This is a genomic window from Streptomyces sp. NPDC050743 (genome assembly GCF_044456925.1).
In the GTDB taxonomy this organism is placed as follows: domain Bacteria; phylum Actinomycetota; class Actinomycetes; order Streptomycetales; family Streptomycetaceae; genus Streptomyces.
This window is the reverse complement of record NZ_JBITGJ010000168.1, coordinates 1-10,518: the sequence shown is the minus strand read 5'-3', so window position 1 is coordinate 10,518 and position 10,518 is coordinate 1. Positions and strand designations below refer to the sequence as shown.

12 protein-coding genes and 1 pseudogene are annotated in these 10,518 nt (G+C 66.6%); 11 read left to right on the top strand and 2 right to left on the bottom strand.

What is annotated here, in order from left to right; all coding sequences use genetic code 11:
• The first annotated feature begins 465 nt into the window (after positions 1–465).
• From ACIBJF_RS49310 to ACIBJF_RS49300, 3 genes are all read left to right on the top strand, one after another.
• Positions 466–1,017, top strand: coding sequence for an RNA polymerase sigma factor (locus ACIBJF_RS49310; RefSeq protein ID WP_399184428.1), 552 nt, complete (start codon positions 466–468; stop codon positions 1,015–1,017).
• Between the two features lie 714 nt (positions 1,018–1,731).
• Positions 1,732–2,115 (top strand): MmcQ/YjbR family DNA-binding protein, encoded by a 384-nt coding sequence (locus ACIBJF_RS49305; protein ID WP_399184431.1) that lies wholly within the window; start codon positions 1,732–1,734, stop codon positions 2,113–2,115.
• An 8-nt stretch (positions 2,116–2,123) separates the two neighbouring features.
• Entirely contained in the window at positions 2,124–2,459 is a 336-nt protein-coding gene (locus tag ACIBJF_RS49300) for an MmcQ/YjbR family DNA-binding protein (protein ID WP_399184427.1), read from the top strand.
• Between the two features lie 46 nt (positions 2,460–2,505).
• Here ACIBJF_RS49300 and ACIBJF_RS49295 read toward each other — a convergent pair whose 3' ends face one another.
• Entirely contained in the window at positions 2,506–3,123 is a 618-nt protein-coding gene (locus ACIBJF_RS49295; protein ID WP_399184426.1) for a TetR/AcrR family transcriptional regulator, read from the bottom strand.
• A 23-nt stretch (positions 3,124–3,146) separates the two neighbouring features.
• Entirely contained in the window at positions 3,147–3,422 is a 276-nt protein-coding gene (locus ACIBJF_RS49290; protein WP_399184430.1) for a Rid family hydrolase, read from the bottom strand.
• Between the two features lie 675 nt (positions 3,423–4,097).
• On the opposite strand from ACIBJF_RS49290, the gene ACIBJF_RS49285 reads away from it, so the two are divergent.
• From ACIBJF_RS49285 to ACIBJF_RS49250, 8 genes and pseudogenes are all read left to right on the top strand, one after another.
• Positions 4,098–4,652, top strand: coding sequence for a carboxymuconolactone decarboxylase family protein (locus ACIBJF_RS49285; protein ID WP_399184425.1), 555 nt, complete (start codon positions 4,098–4,100; stop codon positions 4,650–4,652).
• Positions 4,653–5,026: 374 nt separating this feature from the next.
• Positions 5,027–5,851: an isocitrate lyase/phosphoenolpyruvate mutase family protein gene (locus tag ACIBJF_RS49280; protein WP_399184424.1), complete on the top strand. Its 825-nt coding sequence runs from the start codon at positions 5,027–5,029 to the stop codon at positions 5,849–5,851.
• Between the two features lie 60 nt (positions 5,852–5,911).
• Complete coding sequence (locus ACIBJF_RS49275) at positions 5,912–6,559, top strand: nitroreductase family protein (protein WP_399184423.1); 648 nt, start codon at positions 5,912–5,914, stop codon at positions 6,557–6,559.
• Between the two features lie 359 nt (positions 6,560–6,918).
• Positions 6,919–7,008, top strand: a pseudogene (locus ACIBJF_RS49270) (hypothetical protein); the annotation flags it as partial.
• Positions 7,009–7,156: 148 nt separating this feature from the next.
• Complete coding sequence (locus ACIBJF_RS49265; RefSeq protein ID WP_399184422.1) at positions 7,157–8,071, top strand: NADP-dependent oxidoreductase; 915 nt, start codon at positions 7,157–7,159, stop codon at positions 8,069–8,071.
• A 206-nt stretch (positions 8,072–8,277) separates the two neighbouring features.
• A complete protein-coding gene (locus ACIBJF_RS49260) occupies positions 8,278–8,916 on the top strand; it encodes an HD domain-containing protein (protein WP_399184421.1) in 639 nt (212 codons plus the stop codon).
• A 29-nt stretch (positions 8,917–8,945) separates the two neighbouring features.
• Complete coding sequence (locus tag ACIBJF_RS49255; RefSeq protein WP_399184420.1) at positions 8,946–10,334, top strand: MFS transporter; 1,389 nt, start codon at positions 8,946–8,948, stop codon at positions 10,332–10,334.
• Positions 10,335–10,373: 39 nt separating this feature from the next.
• The coding region (locus ACIBJF_RS49250) for a sigma factor (RefSeq protein ID WP_399184429.1) at positions 10,374–10,518 on the top strand (145 nt) is incomplete at its 3' end.

Below are 10,518 nucleotides of genomic sequence, written 5' to 3'. Positions count from 1 at the left end.
GGGTGAAACGGCGGCGCTTCGGCTTTGGCGCGGGATCTTGCCCGGAGGGCTTGGTGCTGGTCATGCGGGAGGTGCTCCTGTCGTGCCCGCCCACAGTATCTGATCATTTCGGGGCGTCTCACCCGACGATGTCAGAGAGGGAGGCTCCGAACGCACGTACGTCTACAGGCTCAGGCAGGCTCTGAGGGAGCAGAGTGACAGCTCCGTGAGCGTGGTCGACGGGGGCTACCTGCTGCACATCCAACGGGACACTGTGGACCTGAACAGGTGCACTCTGCGGATGTTAGAAAAACGTGCCGCTCGGCTCCGGATGGACATGCCGGAACCAGCGGCAGCGTCCCGGCAGCAGGGCCTGCCACGGGCCGAGAGCAGCTCGACCCGGAGTCCGCCGCCTGGGTCCACGCGCTCGAGGGCGGTCGTGGGCCGCGGTACGAGCAGGCCTGCACGCAGCTGCACGAACTGCTGGTGCGGATCGCCATGGACGAAGTTTTCCGCCGGGGTCCTCGTTACCGAATTACCGGGCCCGAGCTGAACGATGTCGCCCACCAGGCGGCCGCCGACGCACTGATGAGGATCACGCACAAAATCCAGGAATTTCGAGGCGACGCCAGGTTCACCACATGGGCCTTCCGATTCGTCGTACTCGAAGTGTCCAGCAAGCTGGGCCGCCATTTCTGGCGGGTTTCAAATACCCGGTTCGACTTGGACGAATGCGCGCAAGTTCCCGACCGCTCCGGTACCGACCCCGTCAGCCGCTCGCAGGCGCGAGAGCTGGTCGAAGCCGCGCGCGACGCAGTCGAGACAGCATTGAGCGCCCGCCAGCGGCAGGTCTTCACCGCCGTCGTCAACGGGGTCCCTCTGGAAACGCTCGCCAGTGAGCCGGGGGCGAACCGTAACGCGCTCTACAAGACGATGTTCGACGCCCGTAAGAAGCTGCGAGCTCAGCTGAGTAGCCAGCGGACATCTCAGCGCTGCGGGCTGATGCAGCGGCGGCGACGCCGGTCCGGGCAGCGCTGACCGAGGGGCTCGCACCGCAGCCGCACACGTCCCGGGGGCCTGGCAGTCGTCTTCCCGGGCCGGACGAGAAAGACAGCGCCGCCAGGAACTCACCTTCCCGAAGGGCCCGAGGTAAGAAATCGCCCCCAGGGCAGGTCAGCGACTCCGAACTCGCGGGTGTGCGGGGCGCCGGGAACAGCGATCCGCAGATCCTGGCGATCGTCGCGGTGGCGGTGCAGTTCCTGCTCACCAGCTTCATCAACAACGTCATGTGAGTCGACATCGACATCCCCGCCGTCGATACGGCCGCGCGCCAGTGAACCGCCGATCGCTTGACCGCCGAAACCCTCGACTGAGCGCCGAAACCATCGACGCGGTCCGCGCACCCAGCCCGGAAGACCCCTCCGAGACCCAACGATCATTCAGGAAAGGCTCGACATGTCTGACAGGCGGCGCCCAGGGGCCCGCTTAGCCGTTCGACGCGAAGTGGTCCGGTCTTTTACTCAGACAATGGTCCACACGTGTGGGCGGACGCGCGCATAGGCTCCGGTCATGACCAGCGGATTTGGCCGCCTGCGTCGCGCCGCCCTCGTAACTGTCTCTGTACCCCCGTCGCCTCCCGTCACGGTTGCCGGCGTGCGGGCGCCGCCGTTCGTGGCGGCCATGCGGGCGACGCCACCCTTGGGCCTTGGCCGGGCGGTCAGGGCACTCGGATCGATAGAGGAGTTGATCACCTTGGACGGACAGGAGCTGCAGAAGATCGCGGGCGCCTGCACTGCGGAACTGCCCGACGCCGACCTGGAGCGTCGTTTCGGCCCCGACTGGGAGGTCTACAAGGTGCGCGGCAAGGTCTTCATGCTCATGACCGACATGCCGGGGCGCCCCGTCGTGATCCTGAAAGCTGATCCGGACGACGCCGCAGCCCTGCGTGAACAGCACGCAACCATTACCCCCGGCTATCACATGAACAAGAGGCACTGGATCACGGTGGACGGCGGGGGCACCATCGACGAGAAACTGGTGAAGGAGCTCGTGATCGACTCCTACCGTCTCGTGGTCGGCGGGCTTCCCAAGTCCGAGCAGCCCGTGGATCCGCACACCTACGGCCGTCGCGCCTGACCTTCGTCATGCCCATCATCGGCGAGAAGCTCCAGGACAGAGCGCGCGACACAGCGCTGGCGCTGGCCAGGGTCAGCCAAGGGCGCCCGTTCACCTGGCAGTTGGACGTCTACAAGGTGGCGGGCAAGGTCTTGCTGATCGTCATGGACGACCCGCACGAACGCAGCGTCACCCTCACGGCGGAACCGGAGTACGGGCGGCTGCTGCAGCACGAACACCCATCGATCACCCCGGGCCTACCAACCAAACCTTCATTACCCAGCACAACTCGGTGTGCATGGTCCGCCGTGTTATTGGGGCGAGCAAGCATGCCGAACTGGCCTCAAGAGGCAGCGGCCGTCTGAGAAGTGTGTCGTGGATAAACGCGCTCGTGGAGCTGCGAACGGGGGCTCAGCTGCGAGCGAAGGATTCGATGTGGTCCAGGGCCATGTCCAGCGCGATGGCCATCGGCTCGGGGCTGTGAGCGCTCTGCGCAAGCACGTAACCACCCTGCAGAGCAGCCAGCAGACCAGTACCCAAGCGCTGTGGGTCCGCGTGCTCGGCGAGTACGCCGAGGACGAGGAGCCGGGTCAGCGTTTCGACGAGCATCCGCCGCCAGGCATCGAATGATGCGTTGAGCGCTTGGCGGGACTGCTCATCGTTGTCGGACAGCTCAATCGACATCGCGCCCAGCGCGCACCCGTACGAGCCGTCCTGCAGCGAGTTGGCCTGGACCAGGGCGTCACGCCAGCGGCGCAGACCGGTGAGGGTCTTCACGCCGCGCAGGCGCTGTTCCTCGCGGGCGAGGACGAACTTCGTCTGCACGTCGATCACGGCGTGGATCAGCGCGAGTTTGTCCTCGAAGTGGTTGTACAACTGCGACTTACTCGTGCCGCTCGCCAGCCGGACGTCATCGAGCGTGGTGGCGTTGACGCCCTTGACATAAAACAGCTTGGCCGCCGAATCAACGATCCGTGAACGGGTCTCCAGGCCGCGTGGCGTGCGGCGAGTAACGCTGGTTCCGGGCACGGTGTCTCCCTCGCGCATGTTACTCAGTGCTGCTCGGCCGCGGAGTGCGTCACAACCGCGGTGGCCTCGATCTCCAGTCGGAGACTGGGCCGGATCAGTTGTGGCACCACTGCGAGCATATCGGCCGGTCGGTGAGAGATGACGTCCTTGCGAACCTTCACGTAGGCGTCGATGTCGTCGCGGTCTGTGAGCCAGGACCGGACCTGGACGATGTCGCTCAGTTCGGCGCACGCACACCGCAGCGCCTCGCACACGTTGTCCGAGGCTTGTCCGGCCTCCTCGGCGAAATCTTCCGGCAGCGGGTTCCGTCCGGCCGCGATGCCGGGGTGCCGGACAGGACGACCTGCATGGCGCCGGCCGGGATCGCGACCGCATTGGAGTAGGTGCCCATGTGGCGCGACACTCTGGCGTCGATGAACTCTGGTGCGGCGGTCATATCGGCGAAAACCTCCCCGTAGGCGGACGCGAGATGGGCGGCAGGCGGATCCCAGAGATCTTGGGTTCGTTTCAGTCCAGCCTAACTTTCAGTTTGGACCAAATGGTCCATCAGGCTCAATCGCCAGGTCTGGGTCGCACTGGCTCGAGGTGGCTTGGACTCGCTCGTGCCGTCCGGCCCCCAATGGCCCACGGCCCAGCCTCCATGTGACTTTGAGCTGCGAATTCACCCATCCGATGCGACATTGACCCGCTTGCATCCAGCGCGGCGGACTCGGGCCGCCCGGGGGAGGGGTTGCGTGAAAGTTTCTGGTCTGTATAGTCCTTATTATGCGGTGTCCGGGATGGCGAAGAGATCCGGAACTCGGCGCCGACGCAGTCACCCCTCGCAATGCAGGTCACCAGGCGCCCGGCGTAACCGACGCCACGGGCCAGGTTGCGGCCGGCGCAGTCAAGACCTGCGCGGAGCTCTGAAGCACTACGAGCCCGACCCGGGCTCGACGACGACTACTCACACCCCGACCGGAGGTCGATTCGCCGTGTCACGACTGAACGTTCCCCCTCTAGAGGATGTGCCCGCCGGCGCGCAGCGGATACTCGACAACGTTGATGCGCAGCTCGGCTTCGTCCCGAACATGTTCAAGACCCTCGCGTCGAACCCGACCGTTCTCGAGGTCGTCACCACTCTGCAAGGCACCTTGAGCAGGGTTCTCGATGCGAAGACCCGGCACAGCATCGCGCTGGCCGTGTCGCAAGCCAACAGCTGCAATTACTGCCTGGCGATACACACCTACGTCGCGACCGAATTCGGCGGCATGTCAGGCGGCGACATCGAGCTCGGCCGCAGCGGGAGCGCGCTCGACCCCAAACGCGCCGCGGCCGCTCGCTTCGCGCAACGGGTGGTGGACAGCCGCGGGCAGGTCAGCGACACCGACCTCGCGGGTGTGCGAGACGCCGGGTACACCGACCCGCAGATCCTGGCGATCGTCGCGGTGGCAGTGCAATTCCTGCTCACCAACTTCATCAACAACGTCAACCAGACCGACCTCGACATCCCCGCCGTCGACTCGGTCGATACGACCGTGGCCCAGTGAACCCGCACCCGGAGCCGACGGCGCCCGGCGCGACACGCGAGAGCGCGATCGAGGATGTGTTCAGCTCCTGGCACGAAGTCGTGCTGGCCCAGGACGCGGACAAGATCGCCGACCTCTACCGGGCATCAGTTGACCTGGGAGCACCCGCGCCAGACACCGCCGGGCGAACAGACCCGCCTCGTCGAGTCCACGGACATCGTCCACGGACTCATCGCGCGTCATCTCGTCTGTTGGGGCTGGGCCGGCTTCAAGAAGCTCCACGCCGCCGCCAACAACACCCACCCACCGGTTGATCGCCGGAACCCTCGACGCGGCCTAGGCACCCGGCCGGCCATCCCCTCACTGACTCAACGATCATTCAGGAAAGGCGCGACATGCCGGGCTCCGAACTCTATGAGAAGTTCATGGCGCTGCACACCCGCGACGGTGGCCTCGTCATGCCGAACGCATGGGACGGCCTCTCGGCGCTGCTGCTGGCCGATGCCGGCTTCGAGGCGATCGCGACATCGTCTGCCGCGATCGCCGCCACGCTCGGCCGCCTCGACGGGCGTCACGAAGTCACCCGCGAAGAGCACCTCGAGCATGCGCGGCTGCTCGGCCGCCTCACCGGGCTGCCCGTCAACGGAGACTTCGAGGACGGTTATGGCGACATGCCTGAAGACGTCGCCGCGACCGTTGAGGCCGCCGTGGAGTCTGGCCTGGCCGGTATCGGAATCGAGGACACCTCGGGCGATCCCGATCAACCGATCCGCGACTTCGACGAAGCAGTCAATCGCGTCCGTAGCGCCGTCGACGCTTCCAAGGGGCGCATCGTCGTTACCGGCCGCACCGACAACTTCATCCAGGGACGGCCCGATCTTGACGACACCATTCGGCGTCTGACGGCCTTCGCTGAGGTCGGCGCGGATGTGGTCTACGCGCCGTTCCCACCCGACCTCGACGCACTCGTCGCGATCGTCACCGCGGTCGCCCCAACACCGGTCAACGTCCTGGTGTCTCCGTCGGACAAGGTGCTGACCGTCGCTGAACTGCAGCAGGCCGGGATCAAGCGCATCAGCTTGGGTCCGTTGCTCTACACCAACGCGATGGGGGCAGCCGAACAGGCCACGAAGGCGCTCCTCGCGGGCGACCTCGCCTCGGCGACGACAGGTATGAGCTTCGCGCGCGTCAACGAACTGCTTGCCCACGGCAAGGACTAGCCCACACACCACGCATCACTGACTCTTCACCTAGCGATTGCAAGAAGAAGGCAGGTTGACATGAACCTCGACAAGCTCATGAACAAGCACCTCACCAGGTACTTCGACCCCAGCAAGACCATCCCGGAGGAGACACTTCAGCAACTGCTGGGGTTCCTGCGCTCGACGCCGTCGTCGACGAATGTACAGCCCAACCACTTCTATGTCCTCGCCACGCCCGAAGGCAAGGAGCGGCTGGCCGCCAACCTGGGCGAACGGTTCCAGGACAACAGCGAGAAGATCCTGAACGCCTCACACACCGTCATCCTCACCACCAGGGCGGATCTTCCCGACAGCCACCTCGAGGCGGTGTTCACCAAGGAGAGGGGCGACGGCCGGTTCCCTGACCCGGCAAAGCAGGCGCTGTGGGAGTCAATGACCCGCGACTTCCTCAACCTGCGCAACTACGGCTACAAGGACCTGAACCACTGGATGGAAAAGCAGACCTACCTGGCAATGGGCCTGACCATGATGGCGGCTGCTGAGCTCGGCGTCGAAGCCATGCCGCTCGAAGGGTTCGACCCGACCAGTGTCGACAAGGCCTTCAAGATCCGCGAAACCGGGCACACCACGACAGTGCTGCTGGCCCTCGGCTACCCCGACCCAACGAAGGTGTACAACAACCCGATTTCGCGCTTCGAAGCCGACCGGCTGTTCACCTTCGTCTAAACATCTCCACCATCGGGAACGGCCGTGGCCGAAGTCCGCAGGCCGGCCCGCGCGATGTCCGTCGCGGGCCGCCGGCGCCCCAATCGCTGGTGGCCCGGATGACCCAACGGCGTCAGCGGACCTCCCACTCGCCCGGCATCGGGTTCTCGACCCGCACCGTGGGGTCGTCGAACGGCTCGGCGAGGAACCGCCGGTGGTAGGCGTCGACGAGATCTGGACCGCGCCAAAGCGGGACTCGATCGCGCCGACGCCGACGCCGACGGCGATCGGGTCGGGCAGCACCTCTCGCAGCGCCTCGACGTCCACGGCGTACCGCTCGTCGAGCGCCGCGGCCTCCGCGGCACGCCCTTGACCTCAACAGGTTCAAGCAGGTGGTGGCGAGAGCGAAGGAGGCGCGGACCGACGGCGACCTGCCGTCAGCGGCAACGCTGCTGTCCGAGGCCCTGGGGATGTGGAACCGGTCGGTCGGACTGAGTGAGAGGACAAAGATCTACTGTGAAGGCGTACGGAATGTCCAGGTCGACACCGCTGCCTGCTTTGGGTTTCCGGCCTGCACCTCCTGGCCGGTCGGACTGAGTGAGAGGACAAAGATCTACTGTGAAGGCGTGCGGAGTATCTGGGGCCGAGAAGGAAGTCGCCCTGCTGGAGTTGCCCGAACCGCCATCTCCCGGGCCCGGTCAGATCCTGGTGGCGGTGGAGGCGGCCGGCGTCGGCCCGTGGGACCAATTACTGAACGGCGCTGGCTGGGACGTCGGCCTGCGCCCCCCGGCGGCGCTGGGAGTGGAGGGCGCGGGCAAGGTGCTGGCCGTCGGCGCGCGTGTCACCGGGTTTGCCGTAGGCGACCGGGTGCTCGCACACGAGGCCCCGCTGCCCGGGGGAAGCGGCTTCTGGGCCGAACGCGTTCTGATCAACGCGGATCACGCGGCAGCCTGCCCACCCGGGCTGGACGCCGTGCACGCGGCGGCACTGCCCGTCAACGGGCTCACCGCGGTGCAGGCCCTGGAGAAGCTGGACCTCAGCCGAGGACAGCGGCTCCTGATCACCAACGGAGGCGGGGCCACCGGAGCCCTGGCCATCCAACTCGCCGCGGCCAAGGGCCTCGAGGTGACCGCGACCGCGTCTGCTGCCGCCGCAGAGCGCCTGCTCGGTCTCGGAGCGATGGAGGTCGTCGACTACCACGACCCGAACTGGTCGGCCAAGGTACGCGGCGGGTTCGACGCCGCCCTCATCATCGCCACCAGCACGGCGGACGCGGCCCTGCCTTTGGTGCGGGACGGCGGCCGACTGTGCTCCCTGACCTCGGACGCGCCTCCGGAGGAACGAGGCATCACGAGTTGGGACCTCTACGTCGAGCCCAACGCCGCGCAGCTTGTCCAGCTGGCGGAGCAGGCCGCCGCGGGAACCTTGAAACTCGCACCGGAACCCCTGCCGCTGAGCGAGGGACCGGCTGCGTTCGCCCGGGTGGTTACCGGACGGGCCGGCGGTAAGAAGATCGTGCTCACCCGAGCATGAGCCGACCGGGCACCGCCGGACTCCGATGCTGGGCCGCGGTGCCCGACAGGCGCGATCAAGAAGTCGTCTGGCTGAGCTGCCCGCATGTCCGGATTCGGGTGACTCATGGCCGGAGCGAGGGAGCGCAGGACACCCGGTGGTTGGCAGTGTGGAAGACGGGCGCACCGTCCATTCGTAACACACCGATATCGGAAGGAGCAGAGGTCATGAGCGAGATCGTCGCAGGGGTCGAGATTCCTGAAACGGCAGCGGTCGCCGAGGCCACCCGCCTCATGCAGGAGATGACCAGCCCCCTCATCTACCACCACTCCCGGCGCGTTTTCGTCTTCGGCGTCATCCATGCTCACAGGATCGGCCTGGAGCCCGACCCGGAGCTTCTCTACCTGTCCGCCATGTTTCACGACCTCGGCCTCCTGACGCCGTTTTCCGACGTTGAACAGCGCTTCGAGGTCGATGGCGCCGACCACGCACGTAAGTTCATGCTCGACCGCGGTTTCCCGGACGCGGCCGCCGACGTGGTGTGGACGGCGATCGCGCTGCACACAACACCTGGAATTCCCGGGCGGATGGGCCCGGAGATCGCCATCACGAATCTGGGGGTTCTGACCGACGTGCTCGGCCTGGGCCTGAACGAGCTGGATCGCAGCCAGGTGGACGAGATCATCGCCGTCCATCCGCGGGGCGACTTTAAGCACGAGTTTTTGCAGGCCTTCGTCGACGGACTCAAGCACCGCCCGGAGACCACGAACGGAACCGTGAACTCGGATGTGCTGGAGCACTTCATTCCCGACTTCCAGCGCACAACCACGGTCGAGCGCATCATGGGCGCTCCCTGGCCGAGCTGATCAAGGCGCCACAAAACGTGATGAGACGTGTGAGTGGTCCTCGTGACGGGCGTCGTCTCGGGCGAGGTGCGGCCTTCGCCGTGCTGGCCTGCGCCAATGTGGTGATGATGGCCACGGCAAGCGCACCGTCACCGATCTATCCGCTGTACCGGGAGCGTTGGGGCCTGTCGGTCACGATGCTGACAGTGATCTTCGCGGTGTATGTCGTGGGTCTGCTCGGCGCCCTGCTGACGGTCGGATCGCTGAGCGACCAGCTGGGTCGCCGCCCGGTGCTGGTCGCCGCCCTTCTGGTGGCGGCGACCAGCGCGGCGATCTTCTGGACGGCCGACGGCGTCGTCCCCCTCCTGACCGCCCGAGTGGTGCAGGGCATCGCCACGGGGACGGCCACCGGCGGTCTTGCCGCCGGACTGGTCGAGCTCTCACCCAGGAGACGTCCGCAGCTGGGGCCCACGACGACAGCGGTGGGCACGAGTATCGGCATGGCCACCGGCGCCGGAGTGGTGGGCCTCCTGGTTCAGTCGACCTCACGCCCCGATGCGTATGTCTTTCCCGTCCTTACGCTGACCTTCGTCGTTCTGGCCGCGGTCGTCCTCACGATCCCTGAGACAGTCGTCCCGCGAGCGATGGGACTGGCGTCGTTGCGACCGAGAGTCCGAGTTCCCCGGGACGTCCGGCCGGAGTTCTTCGCCTCCGTTCCCGCCCTCGTCGCGGGGTGGTCCGTCACGGGTCTGTTCCTCGCGCTCACTCCGTCCCTGGTGAGCAATGTCCTGCATGTGCGGTCCGGTGCTGCGGGCGGGCTCAGCATCGCGGCGCTGTTTCTGGCCAACAGCGTGGGCGGGTTGTGGTCAGTTCGGCATACGGCACGGCTCGCCACCTTGCTGGGGGCGGTCCTCCTGACTCTGGGTGCGTCCGGACTGGCGGTGGCCATCGCTGTCGTGTCGCCGGTCGTATACGTGGGCGGATCGGTCGTCGCGGGGCTGGGCGTTGGCCTGACGTTCAACGGCAACCTCCGCGCCATCAGCGCGGTCACCACCGTGAAGTCGCGGTCGGAGGTCTTCTCGGCCGTCTACGTGATCAGCTATGCGGCGGTGAGTCTTCCGGCCCTCGCGGCCGGGCTCGCGGCGCCCTCATGGGGGCTGGAGACCACGGGCTATCTGTACGTCGGCTTCGTCGGGGCGCTGTCCTTGGGTGCGGCCCTCCACGCCGGACGAGCAGTGCGCTCAGAGGCCCACCGGCGATCCGATACGCACGGGCCGGGGAAGCGGACCTCTCAGCGAACCGTCCCGCTGCTGAGCGCGCTGCACGCCCCACGCCGACACCATTCCCCGAAGCAGCTTGATCAGGACTTACGGCTGCCGTGTCGGAGACGGTCGGCTCGCTTCCGCGGAGCTGTCCTCGAAGATCCCGAGTTCGCGTAGCTACGCTGGATTCTCGCGGTGGAGGAGGTTGCGATCGGTATGGGTGAGGGTGACGGGCACGGGCCCCGACGGTCTGAGCAGGACGACCTGCTCGGAGCCGGATGGGCAAGGCACCGGCCCGCCGTTTTCGGTGTGGCCTACCGGCTTTTGGGGAGTGTGGCCGATGCCGAGGACGTCACCCAGG